The organism is Pimelobacter simplex, assembly GCF_900114845.1.
Taxonomy (GTDB): Bacteria; Actinomycetota; Actinomycetes; order Propionibacteriales; family Nocardioidaceae; genus Nocardioides; species Nocardioides simplex.
On the sequence record NZ_FOUK01000006.1, the window covers coordinates 332,315 to 347,070 of the forward strand.

16 protein-coding genes are annotated in these 14,756 nt (G+C 72.8%); 12 read left to right on the top strand and 4 right to left on the bottom strand.

Features of this window, described 5'->3' with window-relative positions:
• The 7 genes from BM223_RS23820 (at window position 1) to BM223_RS23850 (ending at window position 5,879) form a co-directional block, all read left to right on the top strand.
• Window positions 1–447: a flagellar biosynthetic protein FliO gene (locus BM223_RS23820; RefSeq protein WP_052138271.1), complete on the top strand. Its 447-nt coding sequence runs from the start codon at window positions 1–3 to the stop codon at window positions 445–447.
• A complete protein-coding gene (gene fliP / locus BM223_RS23825; RefSeq protein ID WP_052138270.1) occupies window positions 444–1,190 on the top strand; it encodes a flagellar type III secretion system pore protein FliP in 747 nt (248 codons plus the stop codon). The genes BM223_RS23820 and fliP overlap by 4 nt, the downstream gene beginning before the upstream one ends.
• Window positions 1,191–1,205: 15 nt before the next feature.
• Entirely contained in the window at window positions 1,206–1,475 is a 270-nt protein-coding gene (gene fliQ, locus BM223_RS23830) for a flagellar biosynthesis protein FliQ (RefSeq protein ID WP_038677101.1), read from the top strand.
• 7 nt (window positions 1,476–1,482) lie between these two features.
• Entirely contained in the window at window positions 1,483–2,250 is a 768-nt protein-coding gene (locus tag BM223_RS23835; protein ID WP_038677100.1) for a flagellar biosynthetic protein FliR, read from the top strand.
• Between the two features lie 3 nt (window positions 2,251–2,253).
• A complete protein-coding gene (locus BM223_RS23840; protein ID WP_038677099.1) occupies window positions 2,254–3,402 on the top strand; it encodes an EscU/YscU/HrcU family type III secretion system export apparatus switch protein in 1,149 nt (382 codons plus the stop codon).
• Window positions 3,403–3,510: 108 nt separating this feature from the next.
• Window positions 3,511–5,583, top strand: a complete 2,073-nt coding sequence (gene flhA / locus BM223_RS23845; RefSeq protein ID WP_038677098.1) for a flagellar biosynthesis protein FlhA — start codon at window positions 3,511–3,513, stop codon at window positions 5,581–5,583.
• Window positions 5,583–5,879 carry a hypothetical protein gene (locus BM223_RS23850; RefSeq protein ID WP_038677097.1) on the top strand — a complete coding sequence of 99 codons (297 nt, stop codon included), beginning with the start codon at window positions 5,583–5,585 and terminating at the stop codon, window positions 5,877–5,879. Before flhA ends, BM223_RS23850 begins: the two co-directional genes overlap by 1 nt.
• Here BM223_RS23850 and BM223_RS23855 read toward each other — a convergent pair.
• The 3 genes from BM223_RS23855 to BM223_RS23865 all read right to left on the bottom strand — a co-directional run bounded on the left by BM223_RS23855 (window position 5,860) and on the right by BM223_RS23865 (window position 8,863).
• Window positions 5,860–7,422 (bottom strand): GAF domain-containing sensor histidine kinase, encoded by a 1,563-nt coding sequence (locus BM223_RS23855; protein WP_158510176.1) that lies wholly within the window; start codon window positions 7,420–7,422, stop codon window positions 5,860–5,862. The two genes, BM223_RS23850 and BM223_RS23855, sit on opposite strands and share 20 nt — an antisense overlap.
• A 135-nt stretch (window positions 7,423–7,557) precedes the next feature.
• The gene (locus BM223_RS23860; protein WP_038677095.1) at window positions 7,558–7,998 is read right to left on the bottom strand and encodes a YiiD C-terminal domain-containing protein; all 441 of its coding nucleotides are present in this window, start codon (window positions 7,996–7,998) and stop codon (window positions 7,558–7,560) included.
• Window positions 7,999–8,050: 52 nt separating this feature from the next.
• Window positions 8,051–8,863, bottom strand: a complete 813-nt coding sequence (locus BM223_RS23865) for an alpha/beta fold hydrolase (RefSeq protein WP_052138269.1) — start codon at window positions 8,861–8,863, stop codon at window positions 8,051–8,053.
• 155 nt (window positions 8,864–9,018) lie between these two features.
• Here BM223_RS23865 and BM223_RS23870 point away from each other — a divergent pair, with 155 nt between their 5' ends.
• The 4 genes from BM223_RS23870 (at window position 9,019) to BM223_RS23885 (ending at window position 11,858) form a co-directional block, all read left to right on the top strand.
• Window positions 9,019–9,582 carry an HdeD family acid-resistance protein gene (locus BM223_RS23870; RefSeq protein WP_052138268.1) on the top strand — a complete coding sequence of 188 codons (564 nt, stop codon included), beginning with the start codon at window positions 9,019–9,021 and terminating at the stop codon, window positions 9,580–9,582.
• Between the two features lie 4 nt (window positions 9,583–9,586).
• Window positions 9,587–10,093: a nuclear transport factor 2 family protein gene (locus BM223_RS23875; protein WP_038677094.1), complete on the top strand. Its 507-nt coding sequence runs from the start codon at window positions 9,587–9,589 to the stop codon at window positions 10,091–10,093.
• Between the two features lie 125 nt (window positions 10,094–10,218).
• Window positions 10,219–10,818 carry a phosphatase PAP2 family protein gene (locus BM223_RS23880; RefSeq protein ID WP_038677093.1) on the top strand — a complete coding sequence of 200 codons (600 nt, stop codon included), beginning with the start codon at window positions 10,219–10,221 and terminating at the stop codon, window positions 10,816–10,818.
• Window positions 10,815–11,858 carry a phosphatase PAP2 family protein gene (locus BM223_RS23885; RefSeq protein ID WP_052138267.1) on the top strand — a complete coding sequence of 348 codons (1,044 nt, stop codon included), beginning with the start codon at window positions 10,815–10,817 and terminating at the stop codon, window positions 11,856–11,858. Before BM223_RS23880 ends, BM223_RS23885 begins: the two co-directional genes overlap by 4 nt.
• Here the strand turns inward: BM223_RS23885 and BM223_RS23890 are convergent.
• Window positions 11,798–12,907: a hypothetical protein gene (locus tag BM223_RS23890; protein ID WP_235319130.1), complete on the bottom strand. Its 1,110-nt coding sequence runs from the start codon at window positions 12,905–12,907 to the stop codon at window positions 11,798–11,800. The genes BM223_RS23885 and BM223_RS23890 overlap by 61 nt on opposite strands.
• 225 nt (window positions 12,908–13,132) lie before the next feature.
• Here BM223_RS23890 and BM223_RS23895 point away from each other — a divergent pair, with 225 nt between their 5' ends.
• On the top strand, window positions 13,133–14,755 hold the full coding sequence (locus BM223_RS23895; protein WP_038677090.1) for an ABC-F family ATP-binding cassette domain-containing protein: 1,623 nt from the start codon (window positions 13,133–13,135) through the stop codon (window positions 14,753–14,755).
• Window position 14,756 lies beyond the last annotated feature (1 nt).

Sequence of the window (14,756 nt, forward strand, 5' to 3'; positions counted from 1 at the left end):
ATGTCCGGCGCGGACACCGATCTCGGGGCGCTGGCGTTCCGCCTCGTCGGCTCGCTGGTGCTGGTCGTCGGGCTGCTGCTGCTCATCGCCCGCCTGGTCAACCGGCGCTTCAAGGCCCCCACGGGTGCGGCGATCCAGGTCGTGCACCGCCAGGCGCTCGGCCGCGGCCAGGCAGTCGCGATCGTCTCGGTCGGCACCCGCGTGCTCGTCCTCGGCACGACCGAGCAGCAGGTCACGCTCCTCACCGAGGTGGAACCCGACGAGATCGGCCTCGACCTCGACGCGACCACGCTCGACGCCGACGCGGTCGAGACCCCACGGCACAAGCAGCCCGCCGCCACCGGCCCGCTGGCCGGCTCGGTGCTCTCGCCGCAGACGTGGAAGCAGACGCTCGCCGCCGTCACCGGCCAGTCCGACAGCGCACCCCCGCGCCGGCGAGCCTCGTGAACGCACTGAGCCACCTGGTCCTCGCCCTCGACCCGAACGGACCGAACGGCCCCAACGGGCCGGGCAACGGCGGCACCGTCGCGATCGACCTGTCCGGACTGACCGACAAGCCCAGCCACGGCCTGCTCGTCTTCCTCGCGCTGACGCTGCTCAGCCTGCTGCCCGCGATCGTGCTGACCTGCACCAGCTTCACGAAGGTGCTCGTCGTGCTGGGCCTGACCCGCAACGCGCTCGGCCTCCAGCAGACGCCCAACAACCAGGTGCTGGCCGGGCTCGCGCTCTTCCTCAGCCTCTTCATCATGGCGCCCGTGCTGTCGCAGATGAACGACGCCGGCATCCAGCCCTACCTCAACGGCGACAAGTCCAACACGGCCGCCTTCAAGGACGGCATGGAGCCGCTGCGCGCGTTCATGCTCGACAACACCGGCGACGACGAGCTCACGCTGCTCACCAGCGTCGCCGACCGCAAGCTCCCCGAGAACCGCGAGGACGTCTCGACCGCGACGCTCATTCCCGCGTTCGTGCTCTCGGAGCTCAAGGACGCCTTCATCATCGGGTTCATCATCTTCATCCCGTTCCTGGTCATCGACATCGTGGTGAGCGGCGCCCTGATGAGCCTCGGCATGATGATGATGCCGCCGGTGATGGTGTCCCTGCCGTTCAAGCTGCTGCTGTTCGTGATGGTCGACGGGTGGGCGCTCGTGATCAGGTCCCTCGTCGCGTCGTACACCGGAGGTGGTTAGCGCCGTGACGCCCGCATGACCGACACCGCGATCATCGAGATCGCCCTCAAGACCATGCTCGTGGCCCTCAAGCTGTCGGCGCCGATCCTCGCGACGTCGCTGGCGATCGGCTTCGCGATCTCGCTCTTCCAGGCGATGACGCAGATCCAGGAGTTCACGCTGTCCTTCGTCCCCAAGCTGGTGGGCGTGGGCGTGGCCCTGCTGTTCTGCGGCAACTGGATGCTGCACACCCTGATGGCCTTCACCCGGGAGCTGTTCGACGTCCTCCCGGGCCTCCTCGCCTAGGAAGCACGTGGTCCTCTCCGTCGACGGTGCCGCGCTCAGCGCGCTGCTGCTCGCCTCCGTGCGGGTGGTGGCGTGGCTGGCCGTCGTCCCGCCGTTCGCGACCCGGGGCATCCCGGCGATGGCCAAGGTCGTGCTGGCCCTGGGCCTCTCGCTGACCATGGCGCCCACGCTGGCCACCCAGGACCTGCCCAGCACCACCCCCGGCCTGCTGATGGCGACCCTGGCGCAGGCGCTGATCGGCGTCGGCATGGGCTACGTGACGATGCTGCTCTTCGCCGCGATCGGCGCCGCCGGCTCGCTGATCGACCTCTTCGGCGGCTTCGCGGTGGCGTCCGCGTGGGACCCGCTCGCGATGAACATGAACACCGTCTTCGGCCGCTTCCACCAGATCCTCGCGACCGCGCTGCTCGTCGTCACCGGCGGGCACCTGCTGGTGATCGGCGGCCTGCTCAGCACCTTCCGCTACCTGCCGCTGACCGGCATGCCCGACGTGTCGAGCTGGGACGGCGTCGTCGTCACGGCGTTCTCGATGTTCTTCACCGTCGCGGTGCAGATGGCGCTCCCGATGATCGCCGTGCTCTTCGTCGCCGACCTCGCGCTGGCGCTGCTCACCAAGGTCGCTCCCCAGCTCAATGCGCTCAACGTGATGTTCCCGGCCAAGGTCGGGCTCACCCTGCTGCTGCTCGGCCTCTCGTTCCCGATGCTCCCCGGCGCCCTCGACCGGCTCGTCGGGTTCGCGAACGACGCCATGGCCACGATGTCGGGAGCGGGGTGACCCATGGCGAGCGCGAGCGAGGAGAAGACCGAGAAGCCCACCCCCAAGAAGAAGAAGGAGGCCCGCAAGGAGGGCCAGGTCCCCCGGACGCCGGAGCTCGGCGGCTGGCTCGGCCTCCTTGTCGTCGCCCTCGCCCTCGGCCCGCTGATGGACCACGAGCTCGACGCGCTGCGCACCCTGATGGCCACCCACCTGCGCGCCGCGGAGGATCCCTCGGTGGCGCTCGCGCTCCAGCTCCTCGGCCAGGCCGGCCAGCACATCCTCGTCACGCTCGTCGTGCTCGGCGCGATGGTGCTCGTCATCGGCGTCGTCTCCGCGCTGGCCCAGGGCGGCTTCTACCTCTCCCCCAAGCTCGCCAAGCCCGACGCCAAGAAGCTCAACCCGCTCCAGGGCGCCAAGCGCCTCTTCGGCCCGCATGCCGCCTGGGAAGGCGTGAAGGTGCTCGTCAAGAGCTCCGTCGTCGCGTTCCTCGCCTGGGGCGCGGTCAAGGCGATGATGCCGCTCGTCGGCGGGCTGCTCCCCATCGAGCTCGTCATCCACGAGGTCACCGCCGAGGTGTCGCGCCTGATCCTCACCGTCGCGCTCGCCGGCCTGGTCATGGCCGCGGCCGACTACGCGATGATGCGCCGCCGGACCGGCAAGCAGCTGCGCATGAGCCACAGCGAGATCAAGCAGGAGCACAAGCAGGCCGAGGGCGATCCCCTCGTCAAGAGCGCCATCCGCAGCCGTCAGCTCGCCGCCGCCCGCAACCGGATGATCGCCGACGTCGGCACCGCCGACGTGCTCCTCGTCAACCCCACCCACGTCGCCGTCGCGCTGCGCTACGACCCCGACCGCGGCGCACCGCGCGTCGTCGCCCGTGGCGCCGGGGCGATCGCCGCCAAGATCCGCGAGACCGCCGCCGCCGAGCGGGTCCCCCTCGTCCAGGACGTCCCCCTCGCCCGCGCCCTCTACCGCCACTGCCAGGTGGGCCAGGAGATCCCGCGCGAGCTCTGGGCCGCCGTCGCGCAGGTCCTCGCCTTCGTCCTCAGCCGCCGGCACGCGGGCCAGCACGGCGGCGAGCACCGCACCCCCCGTCGTACGGACGAGCTGCCGGAGGTGCTGGCCGGCGCGCGCCGGCGTCGCGCCGTCACGACCGACCACATCGGCTGAGATGACCCCTCAACCCTCCACCCCCGCTGCCGATAGGCCTCCCGACGCCAGGACGGCGCCACGTAGGGCCAGGGACGGCGCTCACTCGTCGAGAGGCTGTGCCACCGCATGCCCGTGAAGTCGCTGACCAAGCTCGGGGTGCCCCTGGGCATCGTGATGATCGTGGTCATGCTCGTCGTGCCGCTGCCGGCGATGGTCCTCGACCTGATGATCGCGCTCAACATCACCGGCGCCCTGCTCGTCCTGATGGTCGCGATGTTCATCCACAAGCCGCTCGAGTTCGCCGCCTTCCCCTCGGTGATCCTCGTGATGACGCTGTTCCGGCTCGCGCTCAACGTCAGTGCGACCCGGCTGGTCCTCCTCGACGGGTACGCCGGCAAGGTGATCGACACGTTCGGCCACTTCGTGGTCGGCGGCTCGCTGATCGTCGGGCTGATCGTGTTCGCGATCCTGCTGGTGATCCAGTTCGTCGTCATCACGAACGGCGCGGGCCGGGTCGCCGAGGTCGGCGCCCGCTTCACCCTCGACGCCATGCCCGGCAAGCAGATGGCGATCGACGCCGACCTCAACTCGGGCCTCATCGACGAGGAGGAGGCGCGACGGCGTCGGGCCGAGGTGCACGCCGAGGCCGACTTCCACGGCGCGATGGACGGTGCGTCCAAGTTCGTGAAGGGCGACGCGATCGCGGCGATCGTGATCACGCTCGTCAACCTGCTGGGCGGCTTCGCGATCGGCGTGGCGCAGTACGGCATGCCGTTCGGCGAGGCGATCAGCACCTACTCGCTGCTGTCGATCGGCGACGGCCTGGTCTCCCAGATCCCCGCACTGCTGCTGTCCGTCGCGACCGGCCTCATCGTGACCCGCGCGGTCGCCGACTCCGACATGGGCTCCGACATCGTGGGCCAGATCTTCCAGCGCAAGATGCCGCTGCGGGTGGCCGGCTTCGGCGCCCTCGCGCTGTGCGCGATCCCCGGCCTGCCCAAGCTGCCGTTCCTCGTCGCCGGCGGGCTGATGCTGCTCGGCGCGAGCCGGATCGTCGAGAAGGACGCCGACGGCGCGGCGGCCGACGCGGGCGGCGCCGGCGGTCCCGGCGAGCTGGTCCAGGTCCCCGACTCCCCCGAGGCGCTCGTCAACGAGATCCGGGTCGACCCGCTCGGCCTCGAGCTCTCCGCGGACCTCATCGACCTCGTCGACACCCGCTCCGGCGGCGACCTCCTCGACCGGGTGAAGGCGCTGCGCCGCAAGGTCGCCGGCGAGCTCGGCATCGTCATCCCGCCCGTGCGCACGCGCGACAACCTCGAGCTGCCGCCGCACACCTACGCCATCACCCTGTACGGCGCGGAGGTGGCCCGCGGCGAGGCGCCCCGCGGCACGGTGCTGGCCATCGGCGACTTCCTCGGCTCGCTCCCCGGCACGCCCACGCAGGAGCCGGTCTTCGGCCTCGAGGCCAAGTGGATCCCGGCCGAGCTGCGGCACCAGGCCGAGATCGGCGGCGCGACCGTCGTCGACCGGGCCTCCGTGGTCACCACGCACCTGGCCGAGGTCGTCCACCAGCACGCGAGCCGGCTGCTCGGGCGCGAGGACGTGCGGCTGCTCACCGACGTCGTCAAGCGCACCCACCCCGTCGTCATCGAGGAGCTCACCCCGACGCTGCTGCCGCTCGGCGAGGTGCAGCGGGTGCTGCGCTCCCTGCTGGAGGAGCGCATCCCGATCCGCGACCTGGTCCGGATCTTCGAGGCGCTCTCGATCCGCGCGGCCACCTCGAAGGACCACGACGCGCTGGTCGAGGCGGCCCGCGCCGCGCTGGAGCCGGCGCTCGCGGCGCCGTACGTCACCGACGGCGTGCTGCACGCGATCAGCTTCGAGCCGCTGCTGGAGCAGCAGATGCTCGAGGGTCTGCGCCCCACCGACCAGGGTGCGGTGATCGTGCTCGACCCGGACGTCGCCCAGCACGTCCTCCTCGGGCTCACCCAGACGGCTCACGCGGCCGAGAACGCCGATGTGCGGCCGGTCCTGGTCTGCGCTCCCGCCCTGCGCGCCGCCGTACGGCGACTGGTGGCACCCGCGGTCGAACGGCTCCCCGTGTTCTCCTATGCCGAGCTCGGCGCCGCCCGTGAGGTCGCCTCGGTGGCCGTGATCGGCGGCCAGGGCGCTCGTCCGGCGCTCGGGGCGGGGGTCTGATGCTCGACCTGCGCGTGTTCCTCGTCGCCGCCGTGCTCGCCTCGCCGGCCGTCTTCCGCGCCGCCGACGGGACGCTCCCGATGGAGGAGGCGCTCACCCGCGTGCTCCTCGTGATGCTCGGCGCGACGGCGGTCAGCCTGCTCGTGCGCACGCTCTGGCCGCTCCTCGCCGGGCCGACGCCCGAGCCGGAGCGCCTCCCGGAGATCGTCCCGACCCCCGTCGAGGACGACCTCACCCTGGTGAGCGAGCTCGACGACGACGGGCTCGGCGGGCTGTTCAGCCCACGGCCGGAATGATCCACTCCAGCTGGGTGCCCTGACCGGGCGCCGAGCTGAGCTCGAGGTGCCCGCCGAGACCCTCGGCGCGGGCCCGCAGGTTGGCGGTGCCGTTGCCCCGCGGCGCGGTCGCGGGGTCGAACCCGACGCCGTCGTCGCTGACCCGCAGCCGGAACCAGGCCGACGACGCCGTCAGCTCGACGACCACCGAGCCCGCGCGCGCGTGCCGGGCGACGTTCGACAGCGCCTCGCGCAGCGTCGTGAGCACGTGCGCGCCGGTTGCGGGCACGAGTGCCCGGTCGACGGGGCCCTGGACCCGCAGCACGGGCTGGAAGCCGAGGACCCGGACGTACTCCGCCAGCAGCGAGCGGACGTCGTCGAGCAGCGGGCGGCCGGTGCCGGTGCCGAGCTCGAAGATCGCGGCCCGGAGCTCCTTGATCGCCAGGTCCAGGTCGCTGATCGTGCTGTCGACGCGGTCACGGAGCTCGTCGATGTCGAGGCTGCGCGCGCTCTGGAGCTGCATGCCGGTGGCGAAGAGCCGTTGGATGACGAGGTCGTGCAGGTCGCGGGCGATCCGGTCGCGGTCCTTGGCGACCAGCAGCTGGGCCCGGTCGCGCAGCGCCTGGTCGCGGTCGAGGATCAGGCCGAGCTGGGTCGCCGTCACGGTGACCAGGTCGAGCATGACGCCCTGCAGCGACGGCGTCTCGTGCGCCCGGTCGACGATGATCACGCCCGAGCCCGCCAGCCGCGTGTGCACCGGGACGACGAGCGTCGCCCGGCCGTGCTTCTCGGGGAGCCGCTCGGGCACCCGGGACGAGGTGACGTGCCGGATGGTGTCGCCGAGTCGCTCCAGCACCCGGGCCGCGCCGTCGTCCTTGCCGGCGAGCTGGCGGATCTCGAGCAGCTCGCCGTCGACCCGGACGTAGGCCACCCGCCGGGCGCCGCACATCACCCGCAGCGACACCACCAGCTCGTCGAGCGCCTCCTGGACGCGCACCGTGCCGGACAGGTCCCCGCCGACCTCGGCCGTGCCGGCCAGCCAGCGCCGGCGCCACTCGACCGCCTCGAAGGTCCGCGCGTTGTCGATCATCGCGCCCGCGGCGCCCGCGAGCGCCTCGACGAGGGCCTCGTCGGTCGGCGTGAACTCCGCGCCCCCACGCTTGTTGCCGAGGAAGAGATGTCCGAACGCCTGGTTGCGCACCAGCACCGGGGCGCCGAGGAAGCTGTCGATCGGCGGGTGCCCGTCGGGGAACGAGCCCGACGAGACGGGGTGCTCGCCGACCCGGTCGACCCGGATCGTGCGCCGCTCCTGGGGAACCAGGCCGATCAGCCCCTCGCCGAGCGGCATCCGGCCGATCTCCTGGAAGGTCTCGGCCACCGCGCCGTTGGGGACCAGGTCGACGAAGGCCCCGTCGTCGTCGACGATCCCGAGGACGCCGTACTCGGCGTCGGTGAGCTGGCACGAGGCCTCGACGATGCGCGTCAGTACGCCACGCAGGTCCAGGTCGGAACCGATCGCCACGACCGCGTCCAGCAGAGCCCGAGCCTCTGGGGGCAGCTCCATGTCCATCAGCTCCTCGACCCCTCCCTCAAGATCGCTGACAGCTCAGGCTATCGCCTTCGCGCCGGCCCGCTCCACGCCCACGTCCCACCCATCGGCACCGGGACCTTGGGCCTGAGGGGTCCCAGGACCAGGACACTAGAAGCGCCGCAGCTGGTACAGACCACGGGTGCGCGCCACGACCGTGCCCGCCTCGTCGGTGAGCTCGGCGACGAGCTCGAAGTCGGACTTGCCGCGCTCGTCGTACTCGGCGAGCACACGGGCGATCTCGTCCTCGGTGATCGACGCGCGGGCGACCACCGCGGTCGTCGCCGGGCGCAGGAAGTCGATGGTGACGCTCTTGACCAGGGGGACGCCGCCCTCGACCGCCATCGACGTCCGGGGCAGCAGGCCGCCCAGCACCTCGGCCACGGTGAACAGCGAGCCGGCGTACGCCGTGCCGAAGTGGTTGACGTTCGGCCCGGCCGGGATGCGCGCGGCCACCGACGTCCGCTCGAGCTCGACGACCTCGACCTGCATCGCGTCGAGGACGGGGATGATCCGGCGGATGTCGTCGGTGGTCTGCTGGAGATCGGTCACCACGTCAACCTACTGAAGCCGGGCCGCTCCGCCGGTGCGCCACGGCGCGCGCTCAGGCCACGTCGTAGCGGCGCTGGCCGAGCCGCGGGTGGTCCGAGCCCTTCAGCAGCACGTCGACCACGCGGTCGACGTCGTCGATCATCGGCACGTGCCCACAGCCGGGCAGGCTGATGTGGTCGGCGTCCGGGAGGATCCGCTGCGCCCGCTTGGCCTGGTACGGCAGCAGGACGAGGTCGCGAGTGCCCCACGCGACGGTGATCGGGACGGCCGGGTCGATCGGCCGGTCGAACGGGAAGCCGCCGTCGATGATGGTCTCGAGCGCCGGACGGGCGTGGACCAGCCCGCGCAGGTCGCCGAGCGCCGCCTCGGGCGAGAGCCGGCTGCCCTTGGTCATCAGCAGCCCGAACGCCGCCGCCCGCCCCGGCCCCGTCTTGAGGATCGCCGGCGCCACGGGCTGCGCGACCGTGGCCGCACCGGTCAGCACCGTGAACACCGCGCGGATGTACGCGAAGTCGACCCGGTTGCGCCAGAACCCCGCCGGCGCCAGCGTCGTCGCACTGCTCACCAGGTCGTCAGCCGCCGCCTCCAGCGCGATCCGGCCACCGAGCGAGTTGCCCGCGATGTGCGGCCGCTCGAGCCCCTGCTCGGCGAAGAAGTCCTCGAGGATGTCGCGCAGGATGTCGCGGACGGGCCGCCCGTCCGGCACCAGCGCCGGCGACTCGCCGTGCCCCGGCAGGTCGAGCAGCACGACCTCCCGCTCCTCCGCCAGCCGGTCGACCACCGGGTACCACGCCTGCCTGCGGTGCCCGATCCCGTGGACCAGCACCAGCGGCTCCCCCGAGCCGATGCGTTCGTAGGCGAGCATGAGGACCTCGGTTCCCCGCACCGACGTTGGTGCGATCTAGGTGCAACGGAGAGTTGCAGATACCGAGAGTACGAAAGGTGCTAGCTGGCCGCAAGCACTTGGCAGCAGGGGTTTGGTGTGGCGCAGGTCACACGCCGTCGCGGTAGCCTCGCCCCATGCCCCGAGACTGGCTGAACCTGTCGTGGAAGCTGCTGCTCGCCCGCGGCGCGATCGCCGTCCTGTTCGGGATCGCGGCCATGGCCTGGCCTCTCGACACGGCCCTCGCGCTGGTCCTGCTGTGGGGCTTCTGGGCGCTCTTCGACAGTGCGGGGTCGTTCGTCCAGGCCTTCGAGCGCGGTACGCCCGCCGCGGCCCGCCTGCTCCTCGTGGTGATGGGACTGGTCGCGCTCGTCGCGGCCTTCCTCGCCATCTTCAGCCCCGCGCTGACCGCGGTGACGCTGACCTGGATCCTCGGCATCTGGCTCATCGTGCGCGGTGTCTTCGAGGTCGTCGCCGCCCTCGTCGCCTCCGGCACGGCACCCCGCGGCCTGCTGCTCGCGAGCGCCGCGGTCGACGTCCTGCTCGGCATCCTGTTCGTCGCCAACCCCGGGCGCGGCGCGCTCGGCATCGCGTTCGTGCTCGGCCTCGTGGCCTTCGTCTGGGGCGTGATCTTCCTGGTGATGGGCTTCGCGATGCGCCGCCGGGTCGGCGCGCTGGACCAGCCCGCCCCTACGCTCTGACCTCGTGACCGAAGCCGACGCCGACCGCCACGCGATCCACGACACCGTCCTGCGCTACTGCCGGGCCGTCGACCGCCTCGACTACGACGGCATCCGCGCGGTGTACGCCGACGACGGCGTCGACCACCACACCGGCTTCAGCGGTCCGGCGGACGACTACGTCGCGTGGCTGCGGGGCCTGCTGCCCCGCCTCGACGGCACGATGCACATCGTCGGCAACCACCTCGCCGAGGTCGCCGGCGACGAGGCCGTCGCGGAGACCTACGGGACCGCCGTCCACTGGGGGACGCCGCGCGACGACCCGAGCCGCAACTTCACCTCCGGCTTCCGCTACGTCGACCACTTCGTCCGGACGACGTCCGGCTGGCGCATCCGCGAGCGGTGGGCCGTGCGCGAGTGGACCCGCAGCGACGCCGGCCGGCTGGTGGCGCCCGAGGGCGCGGGACCGCGCGGCACCCGCGACGACCAGGACCCGTTCGCCGTGCTGCGCCGCACCGTCCTCGGCGACTGATCCCCCGTCGCACCGGACAAAATGGTCGTAGAACGGGCCTTTTCACGACCAATTCGTCCGGTACGACAGGGGGCCCGGAGATCACCTTCATCGGGACTTCATCCAACGCCCCCTAGGTTCGCGGCGTGCCGATCGGAGGAGCGACCCAGGAAGCGTGGTTCCGTGCGGTCAACCACCTCGCCCGCGCCACGCCCTGGCTGCACGGCCCCGCCCGCCTCTTCGCGGAGTACGGCGTGGGGCTGTTCGCCGTCCTGCTCCTCCTGTCGTGGTGGTCGGCCCGCCAGGAGGGCGATCCGCGCCGGGTCGCGGCCGCCCTGTGGGCGCCGGTCGGCGCGCTCGTCGCGCTCGGCCTCAACCAGCTGCTCGTCGCCGCATTCGCCGAGCCCCGTCCGTTCACCGTCGTTCCGGACGCGCTGGTCCTGGTCGCCCGCAGCACCGACCCGTCGTTCCCCAGCGACCACTCCGTCATGGCGGGCGCCGTCGCCGCCGGGGTCCTCCTGGCCCAGGGGCGGCGGCGGGTCCTGACCGGGGTGACGCTCGGGCTTGCGGTCCTGATGGCCGCCACCCGGGTGTACGTCGGCGCGCACTTCCCGCTCGACGTGCTCGCCGGCCTGCTGGTCGGCGCGGCGATCGCGCTCGCGTCGTACCGGCTCGTGCGACCGCTCGCCGTCCGCCTGGTCGAGGCGGTCGGCCGCACGCCCGGGCGGGTGCTGGTGCGCGGGTGAGCGCGGACTGGCGGCGCGCCGCGCGGTTGTGGGCGGTCGTGCTGGTGTTCGCGGGGATCGGCGTGGCCCGGTCGGTCCAGGTCGGCATCCCGTTCCGCGATCCCGGCGGCGACTTCCTCGCCCGCCGGATCGTCATCACCGCCGGGGTCTTCGCTGCTCTCGTGGTGGTCGACGGACTGCTCCGCACCCCACGACCGTGGACCCGCACCGCCGTCGCCGCGACCATCCGCACGCGCTGGCCGGCACGCCGCCTGGCCCTGGCCGCGAGCGCGCTGCTCGCCTACCTGCTGACCTACTTCGTCTACCACAACCTCAAGAGCTGGGACGTCCTCAACGCCCCGCGCGACGCGATGCTGCTGCGCTGGGACCGCCGGCTATTCGCCGGCCACAGCCCCGCCATCCTCCTCCACGAGCTGCTCGGCACGCACGTCGCAGCGTGGGTGCTGATGGTCTGGTACGAGACGTTCCCGTCGCTCGTCGTGGTCGGCTTCCCGGCCGCGGTGGCGCTGGCCCGTCGTACCCTCGACGCGTACGCCGGCATCGCCGCGCTCGTGTGGGTGTGGATCCTCGGCACGGCCACCTACTATGCGATCCCCTCGCTCGGCCCGTTCCACGAGGCCCCGCAGGAGTTCGCCGGGCTCCCCCACATGCCGATCCAGGACACCCAGGCCCGCTACCTCGCGCAGCGCGACCACCTCCTCGCGCATCCTCACGCGGCCGACGCCTTCGCCCAGGTCTCGGCGTTCGCCAGCCTCCACGTCGGCGTCACCGCGACATTGCTCGGCCTCGCCTGGTGGCACTGCCTGCGCCGCACGACGATCGCGCTGGCCGTCTTCCTCGCCGGGACGATGGTTGCGACGGTGTACCTGGGCTGGCACTTCGCCGTCGACATCCCTGCGGGACTGGCGATCGCGGCCGCCGCGTGGTGGCTCGGACCGCGGACCGTCGGCGTCCGGCGACCGGCGGCGACTCCGGCCGCTCAATCCTCCTCGAGTGCCGCCACGACCCGCTTCAGCAGGTCCTTGCGGCGCAGCGCGTAGCGGAGCTCGGTCAGCACCCGGCGGTCGTCGGCGCCTCCGCGGCGCACCAGCGCGTCGATCGCTGCGGACGCGGTCTTGAGTGACAGCGCCTCGGCCATGCCGGCCATCCCGTTGTGCTCGGCGCCGCGGCGCGCGATGACGCCCAGGTGCTCCGCCGGCCACGTCTCGGCCGGCAGCGCCGCCGTCGCGAGCACCGCCGCCCGGACGACGTCCACGTTGGTGCCGACGAAGAGGACGCCGCAGCACCAGCCGACCCGCGAGCCGGGCCACTCCGGGACGACGTCCGCGCGGGCCGCGAGCTCGACCCACTCCCGCAGCAGCGCCCGGGCCGGCGAGGTGGCCGGCTCCAGCAGCGCACCGACCTCGCGCCACCAGCGCTGCGCGGGTCTGCGCGGCCCCAGCCCGCTGAGCACACGCACCAGCGCCGTCACCTCGTCCGCCGGCCGTGCCCGGGCTGCGGCGCGCGCCGGACCGGACCAGGTGTCGCCGTCGACCAGCAGCGAGAGGTCGAGCAGCTCCGGCGGCGTCGCCGAGGCGAGCGTCCGCCGCGCCAGGTGCCGCAGCTCGACGACGCGCGGCTCCTCGTCCGCCGCCCCGTCCAGGCCGGCGGCAGTGCGGGTGAGCGCCTCCAGCAGGGCTGCGTCGGCCGCACCGTCCGCGCACACCGCGGCCGCGCCGCGCAGGGCGAGCGCCACCCTCCGGTCGTCGTACGCCTGACCGCGGAGGGACTCGAGAGCCGTCGTCGCCGTGGTCGCCGTCCAGGGCAGCCGGACCCGGGACAGGTGGTCCCACGGCTGGCGGTCCCGACCGAGCCAGTCCCGCTCCGGGTCGGTCAGCATCTCGACGCTGAACCACAGCACCCGCGGGCCGGAGCGCCGCGCAGGCTCACCGGCCGCCAGCAGCACCAGCAACCCCGACAGGCGCACCTCGGGATCGAGGCGGCGGTCCGTCAGCACCCGGGGCCAGGCCTCCCAGCCGAGCCCGAGCGCAGTGAGAGCGGCATCCACCCGGGCCCGGTGCGCGGTCAACGGCGCGTCTGCCTCGCTCACGCCGTGAGCATGGCAGAGCAGGTGCTCCGCCCGGGGCGAGTCGCCCGATGAACTAGGCTGCTCCCGTGCTGATCGAGGTCGACAGAGGCTAGCCGCCGGACCGGCGGCCGCCTTCGCCACGACTCCCTACGCCCGCGCCCTCGCGCGCGGCGGGTCCTGCGCGCGGGCGTGTGCCCGACGGTTCGAGACGACCGTCCCTCTCTCCCCTGCACGGAAGACCTCAGCATGTCCACGAACCCTGTCATCACCCTGCACGACCTCACCTTCGAGTGGCCCGACGGCACCGTCGCCCTCGACCGTCTCAACGGCGCGTTCAACCCCGGGCGGACCGGCCTGGTGGGCCGCAACGGCGCCGGGAAGTCCACGCTGCTGCGCCTGGTCGCCGGCCTGCTCCGGCCCACGAGCGGCCGCGTCGACACCGTCGGCGCGGTGGGCTACCTGCCGCAGACCCTGACCCTGCACGCCGGGACGACGATCGCCGGGCTGCTCGGCATCCAGGAGATCATCGACGCGATCGACCACGTCGAGCGCGGCGACGTCGACCAGCGCCACTTCGACACGATCGGCGACGACTGGGACGTCGAGTCCCGTGCCGACGAGCTGCTCGACCAGATCGGCTTCGGCGCCGGCGACCTGCACCGGCGGGTGGCCGAGGTGTCCGGTGGCGAGGCGATGCTGATCGCGATCACCGGCCTGCGCATCCGCCGGACGCCGGTCACGCTGCTCGACGAGCCGACCAACAACCTCGACCGCCCGACCCGCGCGCGGCTCGCGGAGATCGTCGACCAGTGGCCCGGCGCGCTCGTCGTGGTCAGCCACGACCTCGAGCTGCTGGAGCACGTCGACCAGACCGCCGAGCTGTACGACGGCCGGCTCAGCACGTTCGGCGGCCCCTACAGCGCCTGGCACGAGCACCAGCAGCAGGAGCAGGCCGCTGCCGAGCAGGCGGCGCGCTCGGCGCAGCAGGCGCTCAAGGTCGAGAAGCGGCAGCGCGTCGAGGCCGAGACCAAGCTGGCCCGGCGCGAGCGGACCGCGCGCAAGACCCAGAAGGACGGCGGCATCCCCAAGATCCTCGCGGGCAACCGGGCCAGCAAGGCGCAGAACGCCGCCGGCTCGATGCGCTCGACGCTGGACGACAAGGTGCAGGCCGCGCAGGCCGCGGTCGACTCCGCCGACGCCCGGGTCCGCCGGGACGAGCACATCCACCTCACGCTCCCGGACCCCGCCGTCCCGCGCGGACGCCGACTCGTCGAGCTGGTCCAGGACGACCGCACGATCGTCGTCCAGGGACCCGAGCGGGTCGCCCTCGTCGGTCCCAACGGCGCCGGCAAGTCGACGCTCCTCCAGCAGCTCGTCACCGGCACGGACCCGCGCCCCGGGGCGCCGTACGGGCGGCTGCTCACCGACCGCTTCGGCTACCTCCCCCAGCGCCTCAACGGCCTCGACGAGGACGCCGACGCGATGGCGAACGTCCGCGCGGTCGCGCCCGGCGTACCGGACGGGACGATCCGCAACCAGCTCGCGCGTCTGCTGCTGCGCGGCTCGAGCGTCGACCGCCCGGTGCGCTCGCTCTCGGGAGGCGAGCGGTTCCGGGTCTCCCTGGCCACGCTGCTGCTGGCCGAGCCGCCCGCCGAGCTCCTCGTGCTCGACGAGCCGACCAACAACCTCGACATCACGAGCGTCGAGCAGCTCGTCGAGGCCCTCGCCGGCTACCGCGGCGCCCTGCTCGTCGTCAGCCACGACCACGCCTTCCTCGAGCGCCTCGGGCTGGACCTGGTCGTCGCGATCGACGACGACGGCCGGCTCAGCCGCCAGTCGTCGTTGTGTCGGACCGATCCGGCACGATGAC

What these genes read in the sequence shown, in the direction of transcription:
- BM223_RS23855 (WP_158510176.1), bottom strand. Translation starts at nt 7,422, where the DNA reads ATGGAGCTGCCCCCAGAGGCTCGGGCTCTGCTGGACGCGGTCGTGGCG.
- BM223_RS23850 (WP_038677097.1), top strand. Translation starts at nt 5,583, where the DNA reads ATGCTCGACCTGCGCGTGTTCCTCGTCGCCGCCGTGCTCGCCTCGCCG.
- BM223_RS23870 (WP_052138268.1), top strand. Translation starts at nt 9,019, where the DNA reads ATGCCCCGAGACTGGCTGAACCTGTCGTGGAAGCTGCTGCTCGCCCGC.
- BM223_RS23895 (WP_038677090.1), top strand. Translation starts at nt 13,133, where the DNA reads ATGTCCACGAACCCTGTCATCACCCTGCACGACCTCACCTTCGAGTGG.
- BM223_RS23865 (WP_052138269.1), bottom strand. Translation starts at nt 8,863, where the DNA reads ATGCTCGCCTACGAACGCATCGGCTCGGGGGAGCCGCTGGTGCTGGTC.
- flhA (WP_038677098.1), top strand. Translation starts at nt 3,511, where the DNA reads ATGCCCGTGAAGTCGCTGACCAAGCTCGGGGTGCCCCTGGGCATCGTG.
- fliQ (WP_038677101.1), top strand. Translation starts at nt 1,206, where the DNA reads ATGACCGACACCGCGATCATCGAGATCGCCCTCAAGACCATGCTCGTG.
- BM223_RS23820 (WP_052138271.1), top strand. Translation starts at nt 1, where the DNA reads ATGTCCGGCGCGGACACCGATCTCGGGGCGCTGGCGTTCCGCCTCGTC.
- BM223_RS23840 (WP_038677099.1), top strand. Translation starts at nt 2,254, where the DNA reads ATGGCGAGCGCGAGCGAGGAGAAGACCGAGAAGCCCACCCCCAAGAAG.